General features: G+C 71.6%; 24 protein-coding genes and 1 pseudogene. 10 read left to right on the top strand and 15 right to left on the bottom strand.

Features of this window, described 5'->3' with window-relative positions; translation table 11 throughout:
* The first annotated feature begins 73 nt into the window (after positions 1–73).
* The 6 genes from RBJ65_RS22935 to RBJ65_RS22910 all read left to right on the top strand — a co-directional run bounded on the left by RBJ65_RS22935 (position 74) and on the right by RBJ65_RS22910 (position 6,173).
* Complete coding sequence (locus RBJ65_RS22935) at positions 74–1,120, top strand: pyridoxal-phosphate dependent enzyme (protein WP_306319033.1); 1,047 nt, start codon at positions 74–76, stop codon at positions 1,118–1,120.
* A gap of 51 nt (positions 1,121–1,171) precedes the next feature.
* Positions 1,172–1,993, top strand: coding sequence for a Rossmann-like domain-containing protein (locus RBJ65_RS22930; protein ID WP_306319032.1), 822 nt, complete (start codon positions 1,172–1,174; stop codon positions 1,991–1,993).
* Entirely contained in the window at positions 1,990–3,285 is a 1,296-nt protein-coding gene (locus RBJ65_RS22925; RefSeq protein ID WP_306319031.1) for an MFS transporter, read from the top strand. The genes RBJ65_RS22930 and RBJ65_RS22925 overlap by 4 nt, the downstream gene beginning before the upstream one ends.
* 80 nt (positions 3,286–3,365) lie before the next feature.
* Positions 3,366–4,385: a FecCD family ABC transporter permease gene (locus tag RBJ65_RS22920; RefSeq protein WP_372341276.1), complete on the top strand. Its 1,020-nt coding sequence runs from the start codon at positions 3,366–3,368 to the stop codon at positions 4,383–4,385.
* A 1-nt stretch (position 4,386) separates the two neighbouring features.
* The gene (locus tag RBJ65_RS22915) at positions 4,387–5,184 is read left to right on the top strand and encodes an ABC transporter ATP-binding protein (RefSeq protein ID WP_306319029.1); all 798 of its coding nucleotides are present in this window, start codon (positions 4,387–4,389) and stop codon (positions 5,182–5,184) included.
* Positions 5,175–6,173: an ABC transporter substrate-binding protein gene (locus RBJ65_RS22910; protein ID WP_306319028.1), complete on the top strand. Its 999-nt coding sequence runs from the start codon at positions 5,175–5,177 to the stop codon at positions 6,171–6,173. Before RBJ65_RS22915 ends, RBJ65_RS22910 begins: the two co-directional genes overlap by 10 nt.
* 13 nt (positions 6,174–6,186) lie before the next feature.
* Here RBJ65_RS22910 and RBJ65_RS22905 read toward each other — a convergent pair whose 3' ends face one another.
* On the bottom strand, positions 6,187–7,002 hold the full coding sequence (locus RBJ65_RS22905; protein ID WP_306319027.1) for an SAM-dependent methyltransferase: 816 nt from the start codon (positions 7,000–7,002) through the stop codon (positions 6,187–6,189).
* Between the two features lie 111 nt (positions 7,003–7,113).
* Positions 7,114–7,671: an NADPH-dependent FMN reductase gene (gene ssuE, locus RBJ65_RS22900; protein WP_306319026.1), complete on the bottom strand. Its 558-nt coding sequence runs from the start codon at positions 7,669–7,671 to the stop codon at positions 7,114–7,116.
* A 390-nt stretch (positions 7,672–8,061) separates the two neighbouring features.
* On the opposite strand from ssuE, the gene RBJ65_RS22895 reads away from it, so the two are divergent.
* Positions 8,062–8,577 carry a cupin domain-containing protein gene (locus tag RBJ65_RS22895; protein WP_306319025.1) on the top strand — a complete coding sequence of 172 codons (516 nt, stop codon included), beginning with the start codon at positions 8,062–8,064 and terminating at the stop codon, positions 8,575–8,577.
* Here the strand turns inward: RBJ65_RS22895 and RBJ65_RS22890 are convergent.
* Entirely contained in the window at positions 8,531–9,382 is an 852-nt protein-coding gene (locus RBJ65_RS22890) for a M23 family metallopeptidase (protein WP_306319024.1), read from the bottom strand. The genes RBJ65_RS22895 and RBJ65_RS22890 overlap by 47 nt on opposite strands.
* 54 nt (positions 9,383–9,436) lie before the next feature.
* On the bottom strand, positions 9,437–9,943 hold the full coding sequence (locus RBJ65_RS22885) for a helix-turn-helix transcriptional regulator (RefSeq protein ID WP_306319023.1): 507 nt from the start codon (positions 9,941–9,943) through the stop codon (positions 9,437–9,439).
* A gap of 85 nt (positions 9,944–10,028) precedes the next feature.
* On the opposite strand from RBJ65_RS22885, the gene RBJ65_RS22880 reads away from it, so the two are divergent.
* On the top strand, positions 10,029–10,958 hold the full coding sequence (locus RBJ65_RS22880) for an aldo/keto reductase family oxidoreductase (protein WP_306319022.1): 930 nt from the start codon (positions 10,029–10,031) through the stop codon (positions 10,956–10,958).
* A gap of 66 nt (positions 10,959–11,024) precedes the next feature.
* Here RBJ65_RS22880 and RBJ65_RS22875 read toward each other — a convergent pair whose 3' ends face one another.
* The 9 genes and pseudogenes from RBJ65_RS22875 to ureA form a co-directional block, all read right to left on the bottom strand.
* Entirely contained in the window at positions 11,025–12,260 is a 1,236-nt protein-coding gene (locus RBJ65_RS22875) for an MFS transporter (RefSeq protein WP_306319021.1), read from the bottom strand.
* Between the two features lie 103 nt (positions 12,261–12,363).
* A complete protein-coding gene (locus RBJ65_RS22870; protein WP_306319157.1) occupies positions 12,364–13,281 on the bottom strand; it encodes a collagen binding domain-containing protein in 918 nt (305 codons plus the stop codon).
* Positions 13,282–15,519: pseudogene (locus tag RBJ65_RS22865) on the bottom strand (MMPL family transporter); the annotation flags it as partial.
* 128 nt (positions 15,520–15,647) lie between these two features.
* Positions 15,648–16,238 (bottom strand): TetR/AcrR family transcriptional regulator, encoded by a 591-nt coding sequence (locus tag RBJ65_RS22860; protein ID WP_306319020.1) that lies wholly within the window; start codon positions 16,236–16,238, stop codon positions 15,648–15,650.
* A 141-nt stretch (positions 16,239–16,379) separates the two neighbouring features.
* Positions 16,380–18,080, bottom strand: coding sequence for a thiamine pyrophosphate-dependent enzyme (locus RBJ65_RS22855; RefSeq protein ID WP_306319019.1), 1,701 nt, complete (start codon positions 18,078–18,080; stop codon positions 16,380–16,382).
* Positions 18,077–19,411: an MFS transporter gene (locus RBJ65_RS22850; RefSeq protein ID WP_306319018.1), complete on the bottom strand. Its 1,335-nt coding sequence runs from the start codon at positions 19,409–19,411 to the stop codon at positions 18,077–18,079. The genes RBJ65_RS22855 and RBJ65_RS22850 overlap by 4 nt, the downstream gene beginning before the upstream one ends.
* The gene (locus RBJ65_RS22845; RefSeq protein WP_306319017.1) at positions 19,408–21,126 is read right to left on the bottom strand and encodes an amidohydrolase; all 1,719 of its coding nucleotides are present in this window, start codon (positions 21,124–21,126) and stop codon (positions 19,408–19,410) included. Before RBJ65_RS22845 ends, RBJ65_RS22850 begins: the two co-directional genes overlap by 4 nt.
* A gap of 19 nt (positions 21,127–21,145) precedes the next feature.
* The gene (locus RBJ65_RS22840; protein ID WP_306319016.1) at positions 21,146–22,831 is read right to left on the bottom strand and encodes an urease subunit alpha; all 1,686 of its coding nucleotides are present in this window, start codon (positions 22,829–22,831) and stop codon (positions 21,146–21,148) included.
* The gene (gene ureA / locus RBJ65_RS22835) at positions 22,828–23,463 is read right to left on the bottom strand and encodes an urease subunit gamma (RefSeq protein ID WP_306319015.1); all 636 of its coding nucleotides are present in this window, start codon (positions 23,461–23,463) and stop codon (positions 22,828–22,830) included. Before ureA ends, RBJ65_RS22840 begins: the two co-directional genes overlap by 4 nt.
* A gap of 125 nt (positions 23,464–23,588) precedes the next feature.
* On the opposite strand from ureA, the gene RBJ65_RS22830 reads away from it, so the two are divergent.
* Complete coding sequence (locus RBJ65_RS22830) at positions 23,589–24,779, top strand: CdaR family transcriptional regulator (RefSeq protein WP_306319014.1); 1,191 nt, start codon at positions 23,589–23,591, stop codon at positions 24,777–24,779.
* Positions 24,780–24,933: 154 nt separating this feature from the next.
* Positions 24,934–25,710, top strand: coding sequence for an endolytic transglycosylase MltG (mltG, locus tag RBJ65_RS22825; protein ID WP_306319013.1), 777 nt, complete (start codon positions 24,934–24,936; stop codon positions 25,708–25,710).
* On the opposite strand, the gene RBJ65_RS22820 is transcribed toward mltG, so the two are convergent.
* Positions 25,689–26,402 (bottom strand): glutathione S-transferase C-terminal domain-containing protein, encoded by a 714-nt coding sequence (locus RBJ65_RS22820; RefSeq protein ID WP_306319012.1) that lies wholly within the window; start codon positions 26,400–26,402, stop codon positions 25,689–25,691. The genes mltG and RBJ65_RS22820 overlap by 22 nt on opposite strands.
* Before the next feature lie 54 nt (positions 26,403–26,456).
* A complete protein-coding gene (locus RBJ65_RS22815; protein WP_306319011.1) occupies positions 26,457–26,612 on the bottom strand; it encodes a hypothetical protein in 156 nt (51 codons plus the stop codon).
* Positions 26,613–26,617: the final 5 nt, after the last annotated feature.

Below are 26,617 nucleotides of genomic sequence, written 5' to 3'. Positions count from 1 at the left end.
CGTTTTCGTTTAGTGTTTGTCTCTCCCCTGTCAGAGCCGAACCGGCAGGGCTGAACCAGGGGAAGGGTTCGATGTGGACGAACACATAGCGGAAGCGGTCAAGGAGCCCCATCTCATCGGTCTCGAAGGGGACTTGAGCTGTCTGCGCTTCGAGACGATGAAGCTCTACTCGGCGCTCGGCGCCGTGCGCCACCTGCTGGACAGGGGGACGGTCAGACCCGGTGACACGCTCATCGACAGCTCCAGCGGCATCTACGCGCACGCTCTCGCCCTCGCGTGTCACCGCTACGGGCTGAGGTGTCACATCGTCGGTTCGACGACCGTGGACCGCACGCTGCGCGTGCAGTTGGAGGTCCTGGGCGCCACCCTCGAACAGGTGCGGCCCTCGCGCAGCCTCCGCCTCGACCAGGAGCTGCGGGTGCGGCGCATCGGGGAGATCCTCGACGCCAACCCCTCGTACCACTGGATGCGCCAGTACCACGACGAGATCCACTACTACGGCTACCGGGCCGTGGCCGCCCGGCTGGACAGGGAACTGCCCGGCGGCGCGGTGACGTTGACGGGCGGCGTCGGGTCCGGCGCGTCCACGGGAGCGCTGGCCACCTATCTGCGGGAGGCCGGGCGGCAGGTGCGGCTCGTCGGTGTGCAGCCCTTCGGGAGTGTCACGTTCGGCTCCGAGCATGTCTCGGACCCGGACATGATCATCGCCGGGATCGGCAGCGCCATCGAGTTCCGCAATGTGCGGCACGCGCTCTACGACCGCGTGCACTGGATCGACTTCGACTCCGCCCTCTCCGGCGCGGTCGGCCTGCTGCGCGGCAGTGGGATCTTCGCCGGGCTTTCGGCGGGCGCGGCCTATTTGGCGGCCCGTTGGGAGCGGAGCCGGGAGCGGGGCGGCGCCGGGGAGGCCGGTGGCCATCATGTCTTCATCGCCGCCGACACCGGCCACCGGTACGTGGAGCACGCCTACGCCCGGCACCGTGACGCCCGCCCGTTGAGCGAGCTGGCGCCCCGCGAGATCGGCTCGCTCGGCGAGTTGAGCCTGCCGTGGTCGGCGATGTCGTGGCCCGGCGTGCCGGTCCCCGCCGATCCGGTCGACGCCCGCACCGCGGCCGCCTGACTCCCCTGCCGTCGCACCACCTCACCACGAGAGAGACGAGAGAGCACCGTCATGTCTCACCAGGCGCCGCACACGGTGGCCGAACTCACCGATGCCGTTCTCGCCGGGGCCCACGGCCCCGACCCGAAGGACACCAGCGTCACCAGCGCCTTCTGGCTCTACCACACCACCCGCCTGGCCGGCGGGCCCGTGACGTACCACAACCACTACCTGCTGCTGCGGGCCGGCGCCGCCTTCGGCGCCTGCTCCTTCGAAGCGGGCGAACTGGCCCCGGAGTTCTGCGAGAACGCCTCGGGGCACCCGCTCGACACCCTGCTGCGCAGCGACTCCGCGCCGGTGCGGATCGCCGCCCTCGACGCGTATCTCGCGCTCACCGCCCCGCACCGCGAGGCGGACGCCGAGACCGTCGTGCTGCCCGCGGGCACCCCCGAAGTCAGGGCGCGGGCCCGCGACGCGTCGATCGCCGGGCTCCTCGACATCGAACCAGGCGCGAAGGTCGCGCTCATCGGCGTCGTCAATCCGCTCGTCGCGGCGATCCGCGAGCGCGGCGGCGAGTGCCTGCCGTGCGACCTCAACCTGCGGTCCACACAGTGGGGCGACCCGGTCACCGACGACATGACCGAGGTCCTGGAGAAGGCCGACGCGGTCGTCGCCACCGGCATGACCCTCAGCAACGGCACCTTCGACCTCGTCCTCGGCCACTGCCGCGACCACGGCATCCCACTGGTGGTGTACGCGCAGAGCGGCAGCGCCGTGGCCCGCGCGTTCCTCGGCGCGGGAGTGACCGCGCTGAACGCCGAACCGTTCACGTTCTCGCAGTTCAGCGCCGACGAGACGCCCATGTACCGGTACCGCGCCGGGGGTGCCGCGTGACCGCGTCCGACACCTCCGACTCCGTTGCGGAGAAGGCCGGTTCCTCCGATCCGATACCCGGCGACCTCGCCATGACGCGCGCGCTGTGGCCGCTGCTGCTCGCCTCCGCCGTCGGGCTGCTGCCGTTCACGGTCTTCAGTACGTACCTCGTGCCGATCGCCTCGGAGACCGGGCGGGACGTCGCCACCGTGGGCGGGCTGCGCGGCCTCGGGGGTGTCGCGGCGCTCGCCGTGGGCGCGGCGCTCGCGCCGTTGATCGACCGGGTGCCCAGGGCGTGGGCCGCGGCCGGGGGCCTCGCCCTGCTCGGCGTCGCCGCGGCGCTCGGCGCGGGCGGGGGCTTTCCGCTGCTGGCCGCGTTCTGCCTGCTGACCGGCGCCGCCACCGCCGTGCTCAATCCGGCGCTGGCCACGGCGGCCGCCGACCGGTTCGGCGACGGCAGGGCGGCGGGGCGGGCCGCCACGCTGGTGTCCGCGACCACGTCGATGACGTCGATGCTCGCCGCCCCGCTCATCGCGCTGCCCGCGATGGTGTGGGGCTGGCAGGGCGATCTGCTCGCCGTCGCCTGCCTTGCTGTGCTGCTCGCGCTCGTTCTGCTGGTACGTGGCCGGGCGGGTGGCCCTTCGGTGCGGCGCGCGCAGGGGCCCGACGGGAAGCAACTGCCGGGCTACTTCGCCTCGTTCAGGGCCCTCGCCGGTGTACCCGGCGCCGTGCCCCTCCTCCTCGTCTCGGTGCTGCGCACCGCCGTCTTCATGGGGTACCTCGCCTATCTGGCGGCGTACTACGACGACCGGTTCGGGCTGCACCCGGAGGTGTTCTCCCTGGTGTGGACGTTGAGCGGCGCCTCGTTCTTCGTCAGCAATCTGCTCACCGGGCGGGTCACCAACGCCGAGGGCTCCCGCGTCGGGACCGAACGGCTCCTCGCCATCGGTGTGGCGGCCGCGCTGGTCAGCGCCGTCGGCTTCTGGTTCACGCACTGGCTGCCGCTGGCCCTGGCGCTGACCTCCCTGCACGCGGCCGCCCACGCGGTGGTGGCGGCGTGCGCCGTCAGCCTGCTCGTACGACGGTGCGGCGCGCTGCGAGGCACCGCGCTGAGCCTGAACGCGGCGGGGCAGAGCCTTGGTGTGTTCGCGGGTGCGGCTCTCGGCGGGGCCGGGCTCGCGGTCGCCGGGTATCCGGGGATCGCGGCGGCGTTCGGGGGGCTGCTCGCGGTCGCGTTGGTGGCGGCGTGGCTCGTGACGCGGCGCGGCCCCGTCGAGGAGGACCCGGCGTGCGGCGTCGAGGAACCGGAGTGATGCGTAAAGGCCCCGGCGTGCTGCGCCGAGGCTCCGGCGTAACGCGCCGACCCGGTCACGTCGGCTCCCGTACCGGCCTGTTGCTCATCTGCGCCGCCCTGTTCGCCGCGCTCGTCGTGTCCGTCGTCGTCGCCATCGGGCTCGGCCCGGCGGCGGTGGCGCCGGGCGAGACGGCCCGCTATCTGTGGGCGGCGCTGAGCGGCGGGCGGATCGGGGCCGAGGAGGAGAGCACGTACCAGATCGTGTGGCAGATCCGTACGCCGCGTGTGCTGCTCGCGGCGCTCGTCGGGGCCGGGCTCAGCGCCGTCGGTGTGGCGATCCAGGCGCTGGTGCGCAATGCGCTGGCCGACCCGTTCGTGCTTGGTGTCTCGTCGGGGGCGTCGGTCGGCGCGGTCGCCGTCAAGGTGACCGGGGCGCTCGCCGCGCTCGGCGTGTACGCGATGTCGGCCGGGGCGTTCCTCGGCGCGGTGGCCGCGTCCGTCCTGGTGTACGTGGCCGCCTCCCGGCGGGGCGCGCTCTCGCCGCTGCGGCTGGTGCTGACGGGGGTCGCGCTCGCGCTCGGCTTCCAGGCGGTGATGAGCGTCATCGTCTATCTGGCGCCGGACAGCGAGGCCACGTCGACGGTCCTGTACTGGACGATGGGCGGTTTCGGCGCCGCGACGTGGGGTGTGCTGCCCGTCGTCGTCGCGGCGGTGCTGCTCGGCGTCCTCGTCCTGCACCGCCGCAGCCGCACCCTCGATGTGCTCGCGCTGGGCGACGACACGGCGGGCAGCCTGGGTGTCAGCCCGGACCGGCACCGCAAGGCGCTGCTGCTCGTGGTGTCGCTGGTGACGGGGGTGCTGGTCGCCGTCAGCGGTGCCATCAGCTTCGTCGGACTGGTCATGCCGCATCTGGTGCGGATGGCGGTGGGTGCCTCGCACCGGCTGGTGCTCACGGTCGCCCCGCTGGCGGGCGCCGTCTTCATGGTCTGGGTCGACCTCGCGTCGCGGACGCTCGTCGCCCCGCGCGAGCTGCCGCTCGGTGTCATCACGGCGCTCATCGGGGTGCCCGTCTTCATCACCCTGATGCGCCGCAAGTCCTATATGTTCGGGGGTCGTTGAGATGGATCTGGAGCTCGAAGGGCTGACCGTCGTCACCGACGGCAGCACCCTGGTCCGCGATCTGTCCCTGCGCGTTCCGGACGGCCGGGTCGTGGGTCTCGTCGGGCCGAACGGCAGCGGCAAGTCCACCGCCCTGCGCTGCGTGTACCGGGCGCTGCGGCCCACCAGGGGGACGGTCCGTGTCGGCGGCGAGGACCTGACCCGGCTGTCGATGCGGGACGGCGCCCGCGCCGTCGCCGCGCTCACCCAGGACGGCACCGTGGACCTGGACTTCACCGTGTCCGAGGTCGTCGCCCTCGGACGCACTCCGCACCTGAAGGGAAACCAGCACCTCTCCGCGTACGAACACGAGCTGTGCGCCCGCACCATGGACCGGCTCGGCATCGGCCACCTCGCCCACCGGGGCGTCCTCACGCTCTCCGGCGGGGAGCGCCAGCGCGTCCTCGTGGCCCGTGCCCTCGTCCAGGAACCGGAGATCCTCGTCCTCGACGAGCCGACGAACCACCTCGACATCCGCCACCAGGTCGAACTGCTCTCGCTGCTGCGCGGCGCGGGCCCGACCGTCCTGGTCGTCCTGCACGACCTGAACCTCGCGGCCGCCGCCTGCGACCGGCTCGGCGTGCTGCGCCAGGGCCACTTGGTCGCCTCCGGTACCCCCAAGGACGTCCTCACACCAGAGCTCGTCGAGGACGTCTTCGGTGTCCCGGCCAGCGTCGTCCCGCACCCCCTCACCGGCGACCCCCAACTGCTCTACACCCTCGCTCCGGCCCCAGAAGGAAGCCCCCAGTCATGCCCCTGACCCGACACACCACCACCCTCGGCTGCGTCCTCGCCGCCACCGCTCTCGCCACCACGGGGTGCGGAGCCGACATCGCCGCCGAGGACTCCAAGGCGGCGCGGAAGACCACCGTCGACCGCTGCGGGGAGAAGGTCGAGTACAGCGTTCCGCGGCGGGCGGTCGCCTACGAGGCGGGCAGCGCGGACAAGCTGTTCGCGCTCGGCCTCACCGACCATGTCCACGGCTACGTGATGCCTCCGGCCAACCCGCCGGTCAGCGAGTCCCCTTGGGCCTCGGAGTACAAGAAGGTCAAGATGCTCAGCGACGACCTCCTCAACAAGGAGATCGTCGTGGACGCCAAGTCGGACTTCGTCCTCGCCGGCTGGAACTCCGGCTTCGCCGACGACCGGGGCATCACCCCGGAGATCCTCGACAAGCTCGGCGTCCAGAGCTTCATGCACACCGAGAGCTGCTTCAACTACCCCAAGTACCCGGAGAAAACCGCCCCGTTCGAGGCGCTGCACACCGACCTCGAACGGCTCGGCAGGATCTTCCACGTGGAGAAGAAGGCGGCCGATGTCGTCGCCGGCCTCAAGAAGCGCGAGGCGGCGGTCGTCGAGCGGGCGCCGCGCGGCGAGCGGGTGCCGGTGTTCCTCTACGACTCCGGCACCGACAAGCCGTTCACCGCCGGCAACCAGGTGCCGCCCGACGAGATCATCTCCAAGGCGGGCGGCAGGAACATCTTCGCTAACCTCAACCAGCGCTGGACCGAGGTGAATTGGGAGTCCGTCGCCGAGGCGCGGCCCGAGGTCGTCATGATCCTCGACTACGGTGACAAGCCCGCGAAGGAGAAGATCGACTTCCTGAAGCGCTCCCCGCACACCCGCGACCTGCCCGCCGTCAAGAACGACCGCTTCTTCGTACTCGACTACAACGAGGGCATCTCCGGGCCCCGCAATGTCGACGGCCTGGAGAAGTTCGGCGCGTACGTACGGCAGTTGCGCGGCTGAGCCGGGACCTGTCCTAGTTCTTCCGGCCGACCCCGCCGAACATCGCGACCTCCGCGACGGCGGCGGGGTCACCGCCCTCCGGGCGCCAGCGCGTACAGGAGACGACGCCGGGCTCCAGCAGTTCGAGGCCCTCGAAGAACCGGCCGATCCGCTCCGGGGTGCGCTGGTTCAGCCTGGGCGTGCCGTTCGCGTTCCAGAACGCCACCGCCTCGTCCACATCCGGCATGTCCGGGCTGGTGATGGTGTGCGAGAGGACGAGGTGGCTGCCGGCGGGCAGCGCGTCGAGGAGGCGTCGTACGAATCCGTACGGGTCCTCGTCGTCGGCGACGAAGATGACCACGCCCAGCAGCATCAGCGCCACCGGACGCGTCAAGTCCAGTGTCTTTCCCGCCTGTTCGAGGATCTCTTCGACGTCGCGCAGGTCGGCGTCGAGGTATGCGGTGCGGCCTTCCGGCGTGCTGGTCAGCAGGGCCTGGGCGTGCCGCAGCACGATCGGGTCGTTGTCGACGTACACGACGCGGGACTCCGGGGCGATGCGCTGGGCGACCTCGTGGGTGTTGTCGACCGTGGGCAGCCCGGTGCCGATGTCGAGGAACTGGCGTATCCCCACCTCATCGGCCAGGTACCGCACGGCCCGGCCCAGGAACGCGCGGTCCGCGCGGGCGTAGTCGGCGATGCCCGGGTGCAGCGCCCTGATCTGTTCGCCCGCGGCCTCGTCGACGGGGTAGAAGTCCTTGCCGCCCAGCCAGTAGTTCCAGATCCGGGCGGTGTGCGGCCTACTGGTGTCGATACGGGAACGCGGGTTGTCGGGCTGCGCGTTGTCGGCCACGGTGCGGCTCTCCCAGCGGTTCGTCGGTCACGTACGGGGCCGCCTCACCCTAGCCGGTGCGCGCGACCGCGGATCGGGCGGTGGCCGCCTCAAGTCGCCCCGGACTTCGGGTCATCCCGCCGGCGCCAGCGCCACCGTCCGCCCGCCGAGCGCCGTGGAGAAGCGGTCCGTGACCTCGGCGAGCGCCTCGGCGGCCGGGGGCGCCACGGCGAGTTCACCGTTCTCGCCGACCGTGAGGTCACGGTCGAGGGTGAACCAGCCCGGCAGGATGTGGTGCGGGCCCATGGAGTTGAGGACGGGGCGCAGGGCGTAGTCGAGGGCGAGGACGTGGGCCGTGGTGCCGCCCGTCGCGAGCGGCAGCACCGTCTTTCCGGCCAGCGCGTACTGCGGCAGCAGGTCGAGGAGCGACTTCAACAGGCCCGAGTAGGCGGCCTTGTAGACGGGGGTGCCGATGACGATGCCGTCGGCGCGCTCGAACCGGGCGACGGCGTCGACGACGGCCGGGTGCTTGAACTCGGCGCCGAGCAGCGCGTCGGCGGGCAGTGTGCGCACCTGGAGCGAGGTCACCTCGTGCCCGTGGCCGCGCAGTCGTTCGTCGAGGTGTTCCAGCAGGCGGGCGGTGCGGGACGTGGCGGAGGGGCTGCCGGAGACGGAGAGGATGCTGGCCATGGTGGGACCTTTCGTGAGCGCCACGTCGCCCCGCCGGGTGCGCGCGGGCACGCCCGGCGGCGGGGCGGAAGGCAGGGCGGGGAGCGGAACCCGGCCGGGGAGGGCCGGGGCGAGGAGCGACGTCAGGCGTCGGAAGGGGACACGTGGAGGGCGGGGGCCGTCAGCGACAGAGTGCGCTGGACGTGCGCCGCAGGTCCACGTAGCGGCACACCACGTCGGGGTGCGTCGTCAGCATGTCCCCATCCTCACGCGCCCGCTCCTCGACTGTCAACGGACCCCAACAGGCCGCCCACCGCGCCGAATTGCGGCCGTATTGCGGGAACATTGCCGCAGGTGGGAGCCGATGGGCGCCCCTTGACACCGTTTCGGCCGCCGCTTTAGCGTCCGAGCATGAGCGAGCCGTTGACCACCCCCGGTGAGGGCTTCCACCCCCACCTCCCCGACGCCCCGAACTCCCCGGCCGCGCCGCTGCGTTCGCGGCTGCACCACATTCGCGCCGACGGGCTCGACGGTGACACCGCGCAGTCCGGTGGCATGCGGCGCTTCGCCGCCGTCAGCGGGAACACGGTCGGCTCGGAGAAACTGTGGATGGGCCAGACCCATGTCGCCCCGTCGACCTCGTCGTCCGATCACCACCACGGCGAGTCGGAGACCGCGATCTACGTCGTGAGCGGGCACCCGGAGTTCGTGTTCCTCGACGCGGCGGGCGAGGGCGAGGAGGGCGAAGAGGTCAGGCTGCGTACCTCTCCCGGTGACTACATCTTCGTACCGCCGTACGTGCCGCACCGCGAGGAGAACCCCGACCCCTCCGATGAGGCCGTGGTCGTCATCGCCCGCAGCACGCAGGAGGCGATCGTGGTCAACCTGCCGAAGCTGTACGCGCTTTCGGACCCGGATGGACGGTGAACGCCTCACCGGCGCCCGGCACCCCGATCCCGTGCCAGCTGAACGGCAGTCCGCGCGCGGTGTCGGGATCCGGGCCGTCCATCAGCTGGAAGTGCACATGGGGCTGCGTCGAGTTGCCTGAGTTTCCGCAGCGGGCGAGCGGCTGCCCGGCGACGACCGCGTCGCCGGCCCGCACCTCCAGCGAACCCCGCCGCACGTGCGCGTACAGGGCGTACGTCCCCTCGCCCAGGTCGAGGACGACGTGATTGCCCACGATCCGGCGGCTCCCGCCGACGGTCCGGAAGACACCCTCGATCAGCCAGAAGTACAGGACTCCCGCGAGTGAGCTGCGGCTCAGGTGGTCCCGCTGGTCGTCCTCGGCGTGCACGACGGTGGCGTCGGCGACCGCGTGCAGAGGTGCGTCGAAGGCGGGGTAGTCCCGGTTGCGGTGGGCGGGGGGCCAGAACCAGACGGGGGCGGGGCGGGTCGGACCGCTCTCGGGCTCGGCCATGATGTCGATGGCGTAGGTCTGCGCGAGGCTGTGCGTTCCGTGGCTCGGCACCTTGTCCGCCGGGCTGTTGAGGGCGGTCCAGCGGCCCGTGACCGGGGGCGCGACCGCGATCGGTGCCGGGGGCCGGGTCTCGATGCGCGTACGGGCGGAGCGCGAGGTCATCAGGCCGATCGCGATCGCGCCGAGTGCGGGGAGCCAGCTGAACCAGTAGTTGTACGGAAGCTCCGTGAACAACCCGATGACGATCTGGACGAAGAAGATCACCCAGAGCGCGTGCTGCACCCTGGCGGCTGTCTTGCGTCGGCCTGCGGACATGTTTCCCCCTACGTACGGAATGTACGGACAGTGGTCACGGCATATGGCTTGCGGTCAGGTCACGGGGCGTGCGGCGGTGAGCACCACGAGCAGGGGCACCACGCGTCCGGCGGGGACCTCGTAGCGACCGCGCTCCGGTGTGTGGAGCCAGCCCGCGCCGGTCAGTTGGCGCAGGTGGTGGTAGATCTGGCCGGTCGTGCCGACGCCCTCCAGGGCCGTCAGTTCGGCCGCGGTACGCAGCCCGCCGAGGATCTCGCGCAGCAGCCTCAGCCGCACGGGGTTGCCGAGCGCGGCGAACGACTCGGCGGCCTGCGACCAGTCCTCCTCGAAGACGGACTCCGTGAGCCGGCCGTACTGCCACTCGTAGCGATGCCCCGTCGGCACACGCACCGCTCCGGCGAACAGGACGGCGCCGTCGGCCTCCGGCGTCACGGGGTGCCGCTCCTTGAGCGCGTCGAGGGCCCAGAAGTCGCCTTCCTCCACGGGTGGCGCGGCGGAGCCCCCGCGCTCAAGATCCGCCACGCGCCGTTCGAGCGCGGCGACCCGCTCTTCCATATCCATGCCACGAGACTACGTAATTACGTAATCTCATGCAAGGCGTTACGGCCGAGCCTGCGACGCCTGCGCGCTCTGCGAGGATTGGCACATGAAATCGATCTCCTTCACCGGTGCCAGGACGCCGTCCTCCAACGTCGTCCTGGGCCTGATGCGCATCGCCGAGCTCGACGACAAGACCGTCCGCACCCTCTACGACAGCGCCCGCGAAGCCGGGATCAACACCTTCGACCACGCCGACGTCTACGGGCCGACCCGGCACGCCTGCGAGGAGCGGTTCGGGCAGGCGGTCACGCTGAGCGCCGCGGAGCGCGAGTCGGTCGTCATCCAGAGCAAGGTCGGCATCCGGCCCGGCTTCTTCGACTTCTCGCGCGAGCACATCGTGCGCACCGTCGACGAGTCGCTCGCGGCGCTGCGCACCGACTACCTCGACGTCCTGCTCCTGCACCGCCCCGACACCCTCGTGGAGCCGGAGGAGGTCGCGGCGGCCTTCGACGAGCTGCACGCGGCCGGGAAGGTCGTGAACTTCGGTGTCTCCAACCACACGCCCGGCCAGGTCGAGCTGCTGAAGACGGCGATGAACCAGCCGCTCGTCGCCAACCAGGTCCAACTCAGCATCACGCACGCCCCGTTGATCGCGTCCGGTGTCGCCGCGAACATGGCGGGCCTCGACCAGTCGGTGAGCCGGGACAACGGACTCCTCGACTACTCGCGGCTCCACAGGATGACGCTGCAGGCGTGGTCGCCGTTCCAGAAGGGCTTCTTCGACGGCGTCTTCATCGGCGACCTGGAGAACTACGCGGAACTCAACACGGTGCTGGAGGAGTTGGCCGCGAAGTACGAGGTGACACCGACCGGTATCGCGGTCGCCTGGATCACCCGGCACCCGGCCGACATGCAGGTCGTGCTCGGCACCACCAACCCGGGGCGGGTCGCCGAGTCCGCGGCGGGCTCGGAGATCCCGCTCACCCGCGAGGAGTGGTACCGCCTGTTCCGCGCGGCGGGACACACGCTGCCGTAGCGGCCGACACGCACTGCTGTCGCCGTCACGGGCCCCGTCTCCGCTACGGGACGGGGCCCACGGCCATCACTCGCAGCGCTCCCGCGACCGCTCCCCCTCCGGCTGAACGGCCACCTTCGACGAGGAGCGCGACCCGACCGCCGGAGCCAGGAAGATCGCCAGCGTGGTGAACACGAGCACCACCACCATGGCCGTCCGCAGCCCGTAGTGGTCGCCGAGGAAGCCGAGGCACGGCGGGCCGACGAGGAACGCCACGTAGCCGAGCATCGCCACCAAGCTGACCCGCGCCGCCGAGTTCTCGCCCGAGCCCGAGTCACCGGCCGCCGACAGCGCGACGGGGAAGCCGAGCGAGGCACCAAGTCCCCAGAACAGCACGGCCGCACTGGCGAGCGCGGCGGAGTCGGAGAACACGACCAGGGCGATGCCGATCGTCGCCGAGATCGCGCTCGCCCGCACGACCGGCTTGCGGCCGAGCCTTCCGATGAAGAAGCCCCCGACGAACCGGCCGATGGTCATGGAGGCGGCGAAGCCGGTGTAGACGGCCGAGCCGAGCGCGGGGTCCATGTCGTGGCCGTCGACCATGAGCAGCGGCAGCCAGTCGTTGGCGGCGCCCTCGGCGAGCGCCATGGCGAGAATGATGCCGCCGAGCAGCAGGAGTTGGCGGTCCCGCCACACCTTCGCCTCCGCCGCGCCGTCCGCGGTGTCCCGCGTCTTCGGCCCGCCGGGCGCCTTGCCCACACCCGCGGGGACGGACCGGATCGCGTACCCGAACATGACGGTGGTGACCACGGCGACGACGATCAGGTGCCACTGCACCGGGACTTCGGCCGCCGTGCACAGGATGCCGATCGCCGCGCCCACGACCGTGCCGAGGCTGAAGAAGCCGTGCAGCGTGGGCAGGATCGTGCGCGAGGTGATGCGTTCCACCTCGGCGCCGTCGATGTTGATGGCGACCTCTCCGCCGCCCATTCCGGCGCCGAAGAGGACGAGTCCGGCGGTGACGAGGGGCGTGGAGGAGGCCATCGCGCCGAGGCCGATGACCGCCACGCTCACCGTGATCAGCACCGTTCCCCCGCCCATGACGGGCCGGGTGCCGAACCTGCTCACGAGCCTGCCGGAGCAGAGGATGCCGATCATCGAGCCGACCGAGAGCCCGAAGAGGACGAGGCCCATCTGCGCGGTCGACGCGCCCAGTTGGTCGCGGACGTCGGGGGTGCGGGTCACCCAGGACGCCACCGACAGGCCGGGTATGAGGAAGAAGAGAAACAGTGCCGTCCGTCTGCGGCGGGTGTCCAGGTCCATCGAGTGCGCTCTCTCTTGCGGGGAGATCGAGGAAAGATCATAGGGGCGGCACCCGCCGGTCCGGCAGGTGCCGCCCCTCGCTGCTACGGGCGATCGACGGTGGCTACGCCTCCGGGTGCCGCAGCCTGATGTCGAGTTCGCCCGGGTCGGCGTCGCCGACGCGCAGCGTCTGCGCGGCCGGCGGGTACCCGGTCGCGATGACCGAGTAGTCGCCCGCGTCCAGGTCGGTGAAGACGTACGCGCCGTCCGCCCCGGTCGTCGTGGAGGCGATGACATTGCCCGCCGCGTCGACGAGCGTGACCCGGGCGTCGGCCAGCGGGCCGTCGTCCGTGCCCGCGCGCACCACGCCGCGCAGTCGGCGGCCGACCGCGAGCACGATCTCGACCTGGGTGACGCCCTGCGCGCCGGTCTCGACCTGCTGGGCCGTCGGCCGGAAGCCCGGCGCGTTGACGGCGAGCGTGAACAGGCCGTTGACCAGGCCGCCGCAGGCGAAGTCGCCGTGCAGTCCGGTGCGCGCGGTGGCCACGACCTCGCCGCGGACGTCGGTGACGACGACCATCGCCTCCGGCACCGGACGGCCACCGGCCTCGCGCACCAGTCCGGAGAGGCCGCCGGTGCCGGTGAGCAGGATGTCGTGGGACAGCAGCTCCCCGTCCACAGTGACCGTCGACGCCTGCGGCTGGTGCCCGTCGGCGGCGACGATCAGTACGTACGTCCCAGCGCCCGGCACGTCCAGGCTGTAGGCGCCGCCGGAGTCGGTGACGTTGCGGCTGATCTGCCGGCCGCCGGTCGAGATGAGGGTGATCGCGGCGCGGGCCACGGCCTCGCCGCCGCCCGTACGGACGGTGCCGAGGATGCCGTTGCCGTTCGGGGTGAACGAGCGGGCGCCGGACCCGGCTTCGGCGGCGGACGCCGTGACCAGGTGCTTCTGCGGCTGCGCCGCGGAGCCCTCGGCGCCGACCGAAGCCGTGACGAGCTCGCGCTCCGGCTCGGTCGGGTGCGGAACGGCGCCGTCCGGCACCTCGTCGGCGGGGCTCGCGGCGCGGGCCTCGTCGAGTTCGCGCAGTCCCTCGCCCTCGACGTCGACGTTCGGCAGCGCGCGGTCCAGCCACTTGGGCAGCCACCAGGCGCCGCGTCCGATGAGCGCGAGCACGGCGGGCACGATCGCCATCCGCACGATGAACGCGTCGAAGAACACGGCGATGGCGAGCCCGAAACCAATCATCTTGATCATGGATTCGGTGGAGCCGATGAAGCCGGCGAAGACGGCCATCATGATGACGGCTGCGGCCGTGACCACGCGGGCGCTGTAACGGAATCCGGTGACGATGGCTTCCTTGGCGCTCTCCCCGTGGACGTACGCCTCGCGCATCCGGGTCACGAGGAAGACCTCGTAGTCCATCGCGAGGCCGAAGACGACACCCACCATGAAGATCGGCATCATCGACATCACGGGCCCGGTCTCCTCGACGCCCATGAGGTCGGCGAGCCAGCCCCATTGGAAGACGGCGACGACGGCGCCGAGCGCGGCGAGGACGGACAGCAGGAAGCCGAGGGCGGCCTTCAGGGGCACCAGGATCGAGCGGAAGACGACGATCAGGAGCAGGAACGCGAGGCCGACGACGAGCGCGAGGTACGGCAGGAGCGCGTCGTTGAGCTTGTCCGACACGTCGATGTTCATCGCGGTGGTGCCGGTGACCATCAGTTCGGCGCCGGTGTCGGAGTGGATGCCGTCACCCGCGTCGCGGATGTTCTGGACCAGGTCCTCGGTGTCGGTCGAGGTCGGCTTCGACTTCGGGACGACGCTGAGCATCGCGGTGTCACCGGACTTGTTGAACGTCGCCGGAGTCACCACGGCGACGTCGCCGAGTCCCTTGACCGTCTTGGTGACATCGGCGACCGCGTCCTTCGGCCGGTCGCTGTCCTTGGCGTCGACGACGACCATCAGCGGGCCGTTGAACCCGGGCCCGAAGCCCTCCGACAGGAGGTCGTATGCCTTGCGCTGGGTTGTGCTGGTCGGCTGCGAACCGTCGTCGGGCAGGCCGAGTTCGAGCTTGGTGGCCGGTACGGCGGCCGCGCCCAGGGCGATCACACCGAGCAGCAGCACGGCGACCGGGTGCTTGACGACGACGCGCGCCCAGCGGGTGCCCATGGCGGGCTTGGGCTCGGCGTGCTCGCCGTGCACGTGGTGGGGCCCCTGCTCCTGCGCCTTGCGTTCGGCCTTGCGCTGCTTCCGCTTGCTCTTCGCCCCGGCGGGCCGCACGCGGCGCCTGGCGATGCCGAGCAGCGCGGGGATCAGGGTGAGCGCGACGAGCACGGCGACGACGACCGTCCCGGCCGCGGCGAAGCCCATCTTCGTCAGCATCGGGATGTTCACGACGGCGAGGCCGACGAGGGCGATGACGACGGTGAGTCCGGCGAAGACGACGGCCGAACCGGCGGTGCCCGCGGCCCGCCCCGCGGCCTCCTCGCGCTCGCGCCCCTCGGCGAGTTCGGCGCGGTACCGGGACACGATGAACAGCGCGTAGTCGATGCCGACGGCGAGGCCGATCATCATCGCGAGCGTCGACGTCGTGGAGTCGAGATCGAGCGGCTTCGCGAGCGCGGTGATGGCCGAGACACCAATACCGACGCCGAACAGCGCGGAGAGCAGCGGCAGCCCGGCGGCGATCAGCGAACCCAAGGTGATCACGAGGACGACGGCGGCGACCACGACGCCGATGACCTCGGTCGAGCCGGTCTCGGGCACGGCTTGGAGCGCGTCGCCGCCGACCTCGACGGTGAGGCCCTCGTCGCGGGCGTCCTGCGCGGCGTCCTTGAGGGCGTCGCGCGAGGAGTCCTCCAGCTCCATGCCGGAGACCTTGTACGACACCTGGCTGTACGCGATGGTGCCGTCACGGCTGACGGCCTTGGAGGTGAACGGGTCGGTGGCGCTCTGCACTTCGGAGCCGTCGCCGAGTTCCTTGACGGTGTCGCGTACGACGCTCTGGTTGTCGGCGGCGGTGATCTTCTCGCCGTCCGGGGCCTTGAACACGACGCGCGCGGTGGCGCCGTCGGCGCTGGCGCCGGGGAAGCGCTGTTCGAGCAGGTCGAAGGCCTTCTGGGCCTCGGTGCCCGGGATGGAGAAGGAGGAGGAGGCCGCGGTGGGCGCCTGTGCGGCACCCACTCCCACGGCGGCGAGGACCGCCACCCAGAAGAGGGCGACGAAGTACCGTCGCCGGAAGGCGAATCGGCCCATTTTGTAGAGGAAACGTGCCACGAGGGCGTACTCCCGGTCAGGTCGTATGTGGTGCTGGGCAGGGGACTTCGGCCCGACGACGGTGAGCGGTGGCGTCAGGTGCGGGGAGAGTCTGCGTGTGTCTGGATCTATGTATGTGGTGGGGGGAATCAGGCGCAGAGGGCGGGGAGGACCACTGCGTCGATGTATGAGATCAGGTACTCCTGGGTGGGCGGCAGTTCGTCGATCATGCTGCGGGTCGCCATGGCGCCGACCATCATGTGCAGCGTGAAGCCCATCGCCGGGTTGCCCTCGCGGACCTCACCCCGGGCGACGGCCCGCTGGAGGACCTGATCGAGTTCCTCCAGCTCCGGTTCGATCAGCAGCTCCCGGAACGCGCGCAGCAGATGCGGGTCGCTGTGCATCGCCATGGCGAGTCCCCGCATGAGGGCGGTCGACTCCTCCACCGAGCAGTCGTCCTGCCGGCGGGCCAGCGTGTGGAGGTCGCCGCGCAGGGTGCCGGTGTCGATCTCGGCGATGTCGACCGGCTTGTAGTGCCGCATCGCCTTGACGACGAGCGCGGCCTTTCCGCCCCACTGACGGTAGAGCGTGGCCTTGCTCGACCTGGTGCGGGTCGCGACGGCGTCCATGGTCAGCGCGTCGTAACCGACTTCACGCAGCAGTTCGAGCACGGCGTCGTACAGCTCTGCCTCGCGCTCCGCCGTCATGCGTCTGCGCCGCACGGTGGAGGCCTCGGGCACGCGGCATCACGTCCACATCTCTCGCGCACGGCGTGTGTGCCGAACGAAACGGTTTCGTACGTCGGCACACTAACCCGCGGGCCACGTGAAACGAAACCGTTTCGTTCGTGGCCCGGGTCACGCCGTGCGTCGGGCCCTGCGTCAGGCCCGCCCTCGTCCCCTCTCGCGCAGGGAGGCGACGGTGACGCCGGGCGAAAGCCGGCCCTCGGCCACCTTGAGCTGGATGATCGCCGCGCGGCCACTGGCCAGGGCGCGGTCGAGGGCGGGGGCGAACTCCTCGGTGGTGGTGACGGTTTCGCCGTGCGCGCCGAAGGCGTGGGCGTAGGCGGCGAAGTCCGGATTGCCGAGCGCCGTGCCGCTGACCCGGCCCGGGTACTCGCGTTCCTGGTGGACGCGGATCGTGCCGTACTGGGCGTTGTCGAGTACGAGGATCAGCGGGGCGGCGCCCTCGGCGACGGCGGTGGCGAGTTCCTGGCCGTTCATCAGGAAGCAGCCGTCGCCCGCGACCGACACGACGCGGCGGTCCGGGTGGGTGAGGGCGGCGGACACCGCGGCGGGGATGCCGTACCCCATCGAGCCGTTGCGCGGGCCGAGTTGGCGCATGCCGTCGCGGTACGTGAGGAAGCGTTGCGCCCAGATGGCGTGGTTGCCGGCGCCGAACGTGATGATGCTGTCCTGCGGGAGCCGGGTGTCGAGGTGGGCGAAGACCGCGCCGAGGTCGAGCGGGTCGCCTTCCGGTTCCGGGGTGTGCCAGGCCAGGTACGCGGCCCGGTCCCGTTTGGTGCGCTCCGCCCATGGCACCGGCCCACCCGGCGACACACCACGTATCGCCGCACTGAAGGCCTCCGGGGCGGCGACGAGGGTGAGTTCGGCGCGGTGGACGACGCCGGGAGGCTGGGCCTCGGGGAGCACCTGGACGAGCTGCGGGCCTTCCGCCCGGTCGTCCCCCACGGTCGGCAGCGCCCGGAACCCGTCCGTCGACACATCACCCGGCGCCGCGCCCACGCTCACCAGCAGGTCGGCGTCCCGCACCCGCTCGGCGAGCGCCTTGGCGCGACCGTAGCCGAGGTTCCCGACGTAGACCTCGGCCTCGTTGTCCATGAGGTCCTGGCAGCGGAAGTCGACGGCGACGGGCAGCGACCAGGCCTCGGCCCAGGCCCGTATGTCGGCGCGTGCCCGGTCGGTCCAGCGGCTGCCGCCGAGGAGCAGGAGCGGACGCTCGGCCGCACCCAACAGCCGCTCGAAAGCGGCGAGTTCATCGGGCGTCACACCGCCCGCCGGTATCGGCAGCGGGCGCGCGTCCGCCACCTCGACGACATCGGTGAGCATGTCCTCCGGCAGGCCGAGGACCACGGGTCCCGGCCGCCCGCTGCTCGCGACGGCGAACGCGCGGGCCACGTATTCGGGGACGCGGGCCGCGTCGTCGATCGTCTCGACGAGCTTGGCGTGGGCGCCGAACGTGCCCCGCAGGTCGAACTCCTGGAAGGAGTGCCGGTCGGTGTGGCCGCGCGGGACGAGGCCGACGAAGAGGACCAGCGGGGTGGCGTCCTGGTGGGCGGTGTGCAGGGAGACGAGGGCGTTGGTGGCGCCGGGCCCGCGCGTCGTGAGGCAGACGCCGGGACGCCCTGTGAGCTTGCCGTACGCCTCCGCCATGTATCCGGCGCCGCCTTCGTGGCGGCACACCACCATGCGGACGGGCGCGTCGTAGAGGGCGTCGAGGACGGCGAGGTAGCTCTCGCCGGGCACACCATGGACGGTGTCGACGCCGTGGGCCCGGAGCTGGTCGACGAGGACCTGGCCACCGGTGCGGGCGGGTTGGTTCACATGGGCATGCGAGGTCATGCGGGGACCTTTGCGTTCGGGGTGTCACTGGAAGGGAGCGAGCCGTGCCGACGCAGCACCGTGCCGGCCGCGACGGACCCGGCGACGGTGCAGGCGGCGACGCCGACGAGGAGCAGCGCGGCGCCCCACGAGGCGCCGCCCGCCGCGCCGGTGACCGAGGCCGCGATGAGCGGGATGAAGCCGCCGAGGACCCCGGCGAGGTTGTACGACATGGCGACGGCGCTGTACCGGAACCGCTCGGGGAAGAGCGAGGCGACGACCGCGCCGATGGGGCCGTACGGGATGGAGAGCGCGCCGATGCCGAGCGCGACGCCGAGGTACACCAGCGGGGTCCGCCCGGTGTCGACGAGCCAGAAGGCGGGGAACGCGGCGGCCATGGTGACGGCGGCGCCGATGGCGCACACCTTCCACGAGCCGATGCGGTCGGCGAGGCGTCCGCCGATGACGATGACGACGATCTCGACGACGGCGCCGACCACGGTGGCGTTGAGCATCGTCTGTTTGTCGATGCCGAGTTCGCCGGTGCCGTAGCTGATGATGAAGGTGGTCATGAGGAAGAAGCCGCCGACGCCGAGGAGCGCGGCCCCGATTCCGACGATCATGCGGCCCCAGGTGCGGCGGAACGCCTCGACGAGCGGCGCGGGCGGCGGCCCTTCGCGCTCCGCGTCGTCCTGCATGGCGCGGAACACGGGCGATTCCTCGATGCGTACGCGCAGGTAGAGCGCGAAGCCGAGGAGGGGGAACGCGGCGAGGAACGGCAGCCGCCAGCCCCAGGCGTAGAACGCGTCGTCGGGCAGCAGGCCGACGAGGGCGAAGGCACCGCTGGACATCAACGTGCCGACCGGCGAGCCGAGTTGGGGCACGGAGGCGTAGCTGCCGTGCTTCTCCTTCGGGGTGTGTTCGAGGGTGAGCAGCATGGCGCCCGACCATTCGCCGCCGACGGAGATGCCCTGGAGGAAGCGGAGCGCGGTGAGGAGGGCGGGCGCCCAGATGCCGATGGTGTCGTACGAGGGGAGGAGTCCGATGCAGCCCGTCGTGGCGCCCATCATCACGACGGTGATGATGAGGGACACCTTGCGTCCGTAGCGGTCGCCGATGTGGCCGAAGAGGGCGGCGCCGACGGGGCGGGCCACGAATCCGACGGCGAAGGTGCCGAAGGAGGCGAGGGTGCCCGCGGCGGCGTCGAGGTCGGTGAAGAAGAGCTTGTTGAAGACGAGCGCTGCCGCCGTGCCGTAGAGGAAGTAGTCGTACCACTCCAGGGCGGTGCCGCTGAACGCGGCGAACAACAGCCTTCTGATGTCCTTGAGCGGTGGCTGGTGTGTCGTGCTCACGGGGTCTCCTGGGGAGGGGCGGCCGCGGTGGCCGGGGCGGAAGGGGGACCGGAGCGTGCGGGGGTGCGGGTGAGGGTGTGCGGGTCGTGGGCGGGGTCGCCGCCGACGACGGTGGCGAGGACGCCGATCGCGCCGATGCGGTCGGGGTCCGTGCGGACGGGGTCGCCGTCCAGGACGGTGAGGTCGGCCAGGTAGCCGGGGGCGAGCCGTCCCTTGCGCCCGCCGAAGCCGGTGGCGAGCGCCGAGCCCTCGGTCCAGGCGCGCAGCGCGGCGAGGGCCGGAACGCCTTCGTCCGGACCGTACGGCATCTTTGTTTCCGTCAGCCGCACGACCATGGACTGGATCGCGGGCAGTGGCGCGCCCGGCGCCACGGGCCGGTCGGAGCTGCCGGGGACGGTGAGGCCGAGGTCGGTGAAGGAGCGCATCCGGTACGACCACGCGGTGCGTTCGGGGCCGAGTGCGGCGGCCATGGCGTCGCCGAAGGTGTGCAGGAAGTTGTGCTGCGGGACGGGGACGACGCCGAGTCCGGCGAAGCGGGCGAGCTGTTCGGGACGGACCACGCCCGCGTGCTCGACGCGGTGGCGGACGCCGGGCCGCGGCCGTTCCTCGTGGGCGCGGGCGAAGGCGTCCAGGGCCAGATCGACGGCGCGGTCGCCGATGGCGTGCGCGGCCACCGTCCAGCCGGAGCGGTGGGCGGCGACGACGAGGTCGGTCATGGAGTCGGCGTCGCCCTGGAAGTACCCCGTCGGCCGGTCCTCGTTGTGGGGGCAGCCGCAGAAGGGCTCGGTGACGGCCGCCGTACGTCCGAGGAGTGACCCGTCGAGGAATATCTTCACGGGCCCGAGGGAGAGCCTGTCGTCGCCGAAGCCGGTGCGCATGCCGAGGTCGAGGCCGAGGGTGATGTCGTCGTCGGCGTGCGCGGTGAGCGGGTGCAGCACGTCGGAGGCGGCCATGAGCTGGGCGCGGGTGTGCAATCTGCCGCTCTCGCGGGCGAGTTGGTACGCGGCCAGCTCGACCGGCGTCTGCCCGATCCAGCCGCCGCCGATCCCGGCCTCGGTGAAACTGGTGACGCCTTCGGTGAGGTAGTGCCGGGTCGCCGCGTCGACGGCGTCGGCGACGGTCTCGACGGGGTACGGCAGCACCTGCCGCTGCACGAGCCGTTGCGCGGTCTCCTCCAACAGGCCGTCGGGGCGGCCCCGTTCGTCGCGGGACACGACACCGCCGTCCGGGTCCCGGAAGCCGTCGGCCAGGGCCCCGGCCGCGTGCAGTACGGGTGTGTTGACGACGCAGGCGTGCCCGGAGGTGTGCTTGATCCAGACGGGCCGGCCGCCCGCCGCGCGGTCGAGGGCGTCGCGGTGCGGCCACTGGCCCCCGCAGTTGTTGTGATCGAGCCCGGCGCCCAGTACCCAGGCGTCCGGGGCGAGTTGGGCGGCGTGCGCGGCGACGGCGGCGTACACGTCGTCGACCGAGCGGGCCGTGGACACGTCGAGCTGGGTGAGGGTCAGGCCGAACCACGCGGTGTGGCAGTGCGCGTCGTTGAAGCCGGGGACGACGGTGGCGCCGTCCGCGTCGAGGACCCGGCGCGCGGGGAGTCCGGCCACGTCCTCGTCGAGTCCGACGACGGCTCCGTTGAGGACACCGAGGGTCGAGGCCACGGGGTGGTCGGGGTCGAGGGTGCGGATGCGGGCGTTGCGGACGAGCAGGTCGAGCTGCATGGGAGCGGGCCCTTCGGGGTCAGGCGAAGTGGTGCAGTTGCGCGAGCGGCACCTCGGTGGCGGGCGGCGTTCCCGTCTCGACGCCGTCGACGAGGACGGGCGCGGGTTCGCGTGGCACCACGACCCGCGGTGTCGCCGTGTTGTGCAGCATGTCGGAGCGGGTCAGGCCGCGGCTGTCGCGGATCGGGGCGTACGTGAGTCCGCTCGGTAGGGCGGCGCGGGCGGCCCGGTCGGTGAGCGCGGCCTCGGCGACGAAGACCTTGGCGAGCCGGGCGGGCGCGGCGCCGAGCGCGCCGAAGTAGGGCTTGTAGACGCGGGGTTGGGTGAGCCGCGTCGAGCCGGACCCGGAGCCCGTGTTGCCCCACGCCACGAACCCGGACTTGATGACCAACTCCGGCTTGGCGCCGAACCACTTGGGGTCCCACAGCACCAGGTCCGCCATCCGCCCCGCCTGCACGGTGCCGACCTCGTGGGAGAGGCCGTGGGCGAGCGCCGGGTTGAGGGTGATCTTCGCGAGGTAGCGCAACACCCGTGTGTTGTCGGGGCGTTCCACTCCCCCGCCGCCGTTCGCGAGCGCCTGCACGTGCGCGAGCTGCCACGTCCTGCGGACGGTCTCGGCGATCCGGCCCATGCCCATGGAGTCGGAGTTGACGATGGAGATGGCGCCGAGGTCGTGCAGGGCGTTCTCGGCGGCGATGGCGTGCTCGCGGATCCGGCCCTTGGAGATGGCGACATCGCTCGCGGAGGCGTGGTTCTGCCGGTGCACGGTCATCGTCATCGGGAACAGCTCGCCGACCGTGTTGGGGGTGTAAGGGACGGTGGGTGTCGTCGACGAGGGCAGGATGTTCGGCTCGGAGAGGATCTCCAGGAGGTCGGGGTGCCCGCCGCCGCCCTCCACGTGGTACGCGTGCACGGTGCGGCCACGGGTGGCGCCGAGGGTGTCCCGCAGATACCCCGACTCGTTCATGGAGTCGGTGTGCAGCGCGACCGGGAGGTCGGCCTGTTCGGCGGTGTCGAGACACGTGTCGATGATGCGCGGCGTCGCCCCGAAGTCCTCGTGGATCTTGAAGCCGCCGGCCCCGGCGAGGGTGATCTCGTCGAGCAGCGCCCGCGAACTCGACGAACCCCGGGCCAGGAAGGCGACGTTGAGCGGGGTGCCCTGCCAGGCGCTCATCAACGTATGCAGATTGTGGGTCGGATTGCAGCCGATCTCCCACACACCACCGAGTCCCATGCCCACCAGCGTGGTGACTCCGGCGGACAGCGCGGCGGGCGCCACCTCCGGTGAGGAGAGGTGTACGTGGCTGTCGACGACGCCGGGCGTGGCGATGAGCCCCTCCCCCGGCACGACGGAGGTGTGCGAGTCGATGGCGTACTCGACGTCCATGACGTCCGGGTTGCCGACGCCGCCGACGGAAACGATGCGGCCGTCCTTGATGCCGATGTCGGTCTTGCGCACACCGAGCACCGGGTCCATGAGGACGGCCCCGGCCACCACCATGTCGAGGGCGGACTCGCGGTCCGAGCGCGGCGAGGCGAGCAGCCCGTCGCGGACCGTCTTGCCGCAGCCGCCGAGGAGTTCGTCGCCCGGGGTGCCGTCGTCGGCCTCGACCTCCACCCACAGGCAGGTGTCGCCGAGCCGGATGCGGTCGCCGGTCGTGGGCCCGTACAGGGCGTGGTACGTGCGGCGGTCGAGGCTGGTCATGCGCGCTCCTCGGGCGTACGGGGCGAACGGGTCGTACGGGGCGTAGGGGTCGTACGGGTCTTGTGACTGGCCGGGATGACGACGACCTCGCGCTTCTCGCCGGGTTCGAAGGTGAGGGCGGTGCCGGCGGCGATGTCGAGGCGGAGCCCGCGGGCGGCGTCCCGGTCGAGTTCGAGGGCCTGGTTGGCCTCGTGCAGCGGGTAGTGCGAGGAGATGTAGACGACGCGGTCGCCGGTGTTGCGGATGGTGAGGGTGGTGCGCGGGCGGCCGACGTTGATCTCGACGGGGACGTCGGCGGTGCGGACGGCTCCCGGGCCCTCGGCGCTCGCGGGGCCGATCGGCCGGTCGACGGCGACCAGCGAGGTACCGCTCGGGAACAGCGCCTCCACCTGCACGGTCGTCACGATGTCGGCGACGCCTTCGAGTACGTCGTCGACGGTCAGCACCTGCCGCGCCGCCTCGATCACCTCGTCGAGGCTCAGGCCGTCCCAGGCGGCCTCCAGGATTTCGTCGCAGATGAGGGCGATGGACTCGGGGGCGCTGAGGCGACGGCCGCGGGCGCGCCGTCTGCGCGCGAGTTCTGCGACGGTGAACAGCTGGAGCCGTTCCTGTTCACGAGGGGTCAAGTGCACGGTCGGATGGCCCTCCTGGTCGGTGGGCCCCGGACGCTCCGCCCAGGGGATCGCACCAGGATCCTCGGCATCGGGCTGCCGGCCAACGTTGAAACATCGTCACCGTGCCACGGAGAATTGGTCACATGCACAATCCCCGAGGCCGGAGCCCCGCCCTGCCGCTCCCGTCCCCTCGTATCGCCGAGCTCGCCGGGCAGTGCCTGGACAATGTCGACGACCTGATCGGCGAGTGGCTGGAAATGGTCGGCCCGGTCCGCACCTCGTACGCGACGCAGGTGCCGGACGCGCAGTTCCGCGGTTCGGCGTGGCAGGCCTTCGAGTTGCTGCTGCGGACCGTGGCGCATCTGCCGGTGCCGCCGCACGTCGCGGGTGTCTCGCAGCGGGTGGGCGAGGAACGGGCCCGGCAGGGTGTGCCGCTCGACGCGCTCCTGGAGGCGGCGCGCCTTGACTTCCGGGTGGTGTGGCAGGCGCTCGTGAACCGGGCAGGGCCGGAGGACATGGCCGAGTTGGCGGGTTCCGCGTACCACGTGTGGGAGGCGGTGGAGGGGCATGTCACCGGGATCATGACGGCGTATCAGCGCACGGTCCTGGAGATGGGGCGCCGCGAGGAGGACGAGCGGCGGATGTGGTTCGCGCGGCTCCTGGAGAGCGAGGGCCGCAATCCGACGGTCGTGCGCGACGCGGGGCTCGCCCTCGGATTCGCGGGCGACGGCCGGTTCCTGTGCGCGGCGTCGTCCGCTGCGGCGGGCCCCGGTCTGCACCGGGCGGGGCTCGCGCTGCGGGCGGCGGGGGCCGGGGTGCAGCAGCAGATGGTGGGCGGCGACGCGGTCCTCGTCGTACAGCTCAGCGAGCGCATCACCCGCCCGTACGTCCTGGACCAGCTGCGGGACTCGCCGTGCGGGATAGCCACGCCGACACGGGGGCTCGCCGGTGTGCCGAGGGGGACGGTGCTCGCGGCGGCGACGGCGCAGGTGCTGCCCGCGGACACCGGGTCGCCGCGGCTCCTGGAGGACTGCTGGCTGGATGTCCTCGCCCATCGGGCCGGGGATTTCGGGCGGGAGCTGGCGGCGGATGTGCTGGGCGGGGTGCGGGGGGCGGGGGTCGCGCGTGCCGAGGCGGAGCGGTTGCTGCACACGGTGCGGACCCATTTGGCGGGGAGCGGGTCCATCGCCGATACGGCCGACGCGCTGTACTGCCATCGGAACACGGTGCAGCATCGGTTCAACCGGTTCCATGAGTTGACCGGGCGGGATGTGCGGAGGCCGGGGGACGCGGCGTTGTTGGCGGTGGCCTTGCGGGCTGGTTGTGGCGGGTGACGTGGTTGCGGGTGACGTGGTTGCGGTTGCGGGGCTCTGCCCCGGGCCCCGCGCCTCAATCGCCGGCGGGGCTTGATATGCCGCGCCTCCGTCGGCGGGGCGTGATGTGCCGCGCCTCGGTCGTCGAGACGCTTGGATTGGTTAGCGTCTTGGTGTGATCGAGGATCGGAAGAAGAAGCGCAGGCTCGTCGTGATCGTCGTCCTGGTGTTCGCCGTCGTCGCGGCCATTGTCGTGCCGTTGTTGGTGGTCCTCGGCAGGGAAGGGCCCACGCGGGCCTCGAAGGTGGTGATCCCGGAGGGGTATCGGGCGAGTCAGGTGTACGAGGCGGTGGACAAGGCGCTCGACGTCGACGGTGGGACGACGAAGAAGGCCGTTTCCAAGGCGCGGCTCGATCTGCCGGGCGCAGCCGACGGCAACCCCGAGGGCTACCTGTTCCCGGCCACGTACCCCGTCGACGACAAGACGACTTCCGCCTCGCTCCTGTCGTACATGACGAACACCGCCGACCAGCGAAACGGCGACAGCTCCTACGACACGGTGACCGTCGCCAGCATCGTGCAGGCGGAGGCAGACACCCACGACGACATGGGGAAGGTCGCCCGGGTCATCTACAACCGGCTCGACCAGGGCATGCCGCTCCAGATGGACTCCACCATCAACTACGCCCTGAACCGCTCCACGCTCGACACCAGCCACGAGGACACCAGGATCGACAGCCCGTACAACACGTACGAGCACAAGGGGCTGCCGCCCACGCCGATCGGGAATCCGGGGCAGGACGCCCTCGACGCGGCGATCGATCCGCCGAAGGGTGACTGGCTGTACTTCGTGACGGTGGCGCCCGGGGACACCCGGTTCACCGACAGCTACGAGGAGCAGAAGAAGAACGTCGAGGAGTTCAACTCGCGTCAGGCGAGCGCCAAGGAGTAGCGCGCCAGGTGGGGTGCGAAGGCGGGGTGTGCGGAGAGGCGGCGCACGTAGGTCGAGAGGCGGGGGTGGGTGGCGACGTGGTCGGCGAGATTCGGGTGGACCAGGGTCGACCACAACCGGATGTCGGCGAGGGTGAGTTGGCCGTGCAGGACGTACTCGCGGCCCGCGAGGCGTCGGTCGAGGACGGTCAGGGCGCGGTGCGGTGTGGCGCGTCCGATGGCGTCGCCGCGGCGCGCGGCCAGTGTGATGCCGCGCTCGCACAGTCGGCCCACCGCGGCGATCGCGCCCTCGGCGCCGTGCGGGAGGAGGTCGGGGCCGTGGCCGCCGAAGTGCCTCGCCAGGTCGTGCAGGATGTCGCCGGGGTGGGAGCTGACGATGCGGCCCGTCCAGTCGTCGCTGAGCACGGGTGCGAGGGGCGGGCCCGGGTGCTGGTGTGATGTGGCCTCGTAGAGCGGGAGCAGTGCCCGGTGCCCGCCGCCGGGTGTGTCGGGGGCGGCGGGCAGCACGGTGACGGGGAGGGTGTCATCGAGGCCGAGCAGGGTGTGGGTCACGGCGATCTGGAGACAGTGCGGGCAGGACGGCGACAGGTGGAGCCGGTAGCGGTGCGGCGCGGCGTAGTAGCCGCTGCGCGCGTCGCAGCCGATGCGGCTCCGGAAGGACGGCACGGCGGCGGTGGGGGCGGTGGCGGACATGCGTCTCCCTGGGGTGCTCGATCACGGGCGTACGCGCGTCGGCGTACGGAAGTGTCAGGCGTGCGCGGCCAGTTGGCCGCCGCCGTGGGGAGAACTCGCCGCGCTGCACACCCGCGCGAGGTCGATGTGGCGCCGGGAGGTGAGCCGGGGCAGCGCCCGGACGGCGGCGCGGACGGCCGGGCCGCCGGGGTCGCGCGCCGCACCGTCCATGATTT

It is taken from the genome of Streptomyces sp. KL109B, from assembly GCF_030766935.1.
Lineage (GTDB): Bacteria > Actinomycetota > Actinomycetes > Streptomycetales > Streptomycetaceae > Streptomyces.
This window is presented reverse-complemented; position numbering and strand designations above follow the sequence as displayed.

Excerpts from the sequence above, each read along its gene's own strand:
- RBJ65_RS22915 (WP_306319029.1), top strand. The coding sequence starts at position 4,387 with ATGGATCTGGAGCTCGAAGGGCTGACCGTCGTCACCGACGGCAGCACC.
- RBJ65_RS22895 (WP_306319025.1), top strand. The coding sequence starts at position 8,062 with ATGAGCGAGCCGTTGACCACCCCCGGTGAGGGCTTCCACCCCCACCTC.
- RBJ65_RS22880 (WP_306319022.1), top strand. The coding sequence starts at position 10,029 with ATGAAATCGATCTCCTTCACCGGTGCCAGGACGCCGTCCTCCAACGTC.
- RBJ65_RS22875 (WP_306319021.1), bottom strand. The coding sequence starts at position 12,260 with ATGGACCTGGACACCCGCCGCAGACGGACGGCACTGTTTCTCTTCTTC.
- RBJ65_RS22890 (WP_306319024.1), bottom strand. The coding sequence starts at position 9,382 with ATGTCCGCAGGCCGACGCAAGACAGCCGCCAGGGTGCAGCACGCGCTC.
- RBJ65_RS22815 (WP_306319011.1), bottom strand. The coding sequence starts at position 26,612 with ATGGACGGTGCGGCGCGCGACCCCGGCGGCCCGGCCGTCCGCGCCGCC.
- RBJ65_RS22910 (WP_306319028.1), top strand. The coding sequence starts at position 5,175 with ATGCCCCTGACCCGACACACCACCACCCTCGGCTGCGTCCTCGCCGCC.
- RBJ65_RS22855 (WP_306319019.1), bottom strand. The coding sequence starts at position 18,080 with ATGACCTCGCATGCCCATGTGAACCAACCCGCCCGCACCGGTGGCCAG.
- RBJ65_RS22840 (WP_306319016.1), bottom strand. The coding sequence starts at position 22,831 with ATGACCAGCCTCGACCGCCGCACGTACCACGCCCTGTACGGGCCCACG.
- RBJ65_RS22930 (WP_306319032.1), top strand. The coding sequence starts at position 1,172 with ATGTCTCACCAGGCGCCGCACACGGTGGCCGAACTCACCGATGCCGTT.
- ssuE (WP_306319026.1), bottom strand. The coding sequence starts at position 7,671 with ATGGCCAGCATCCTCTCCGTCTCCGGCAGCCCCTCCGCCACGTCCCGC.
- RBJ65_RS22885 (WP_306319023.1), bottom strand. The coding sequence starts at position 9,943 with ATGGATATGGAAGAGCGGGTCGCCGCGCTCGAACGGCGCGTGGCGGAT.
- RBJ65_RS22830 (WP_306319014.1), top strand. The coding sequence starts at position 23,589 with ATGCACAATCCCCGAGGCCGGAGCCCCGCCCTGCCGCTCCCGTCCCCT.
- RBJ65_RS22845 (WP_306319017.1), bottom strand. The coding sequence starts at position 21,126 with ATGCAGCTCGACCTGCTCGTCCGCAACGCCCGCATCCGCACCCTCGAC.
- RBJ65_RS22820 (WP_306319012.1), bottom strand. The coding sequence starts at position 26,402 with ATGTCCGCCACCGCCCCCACCGCCGCCGTGCCGTCCTTCCGGAGCCGC.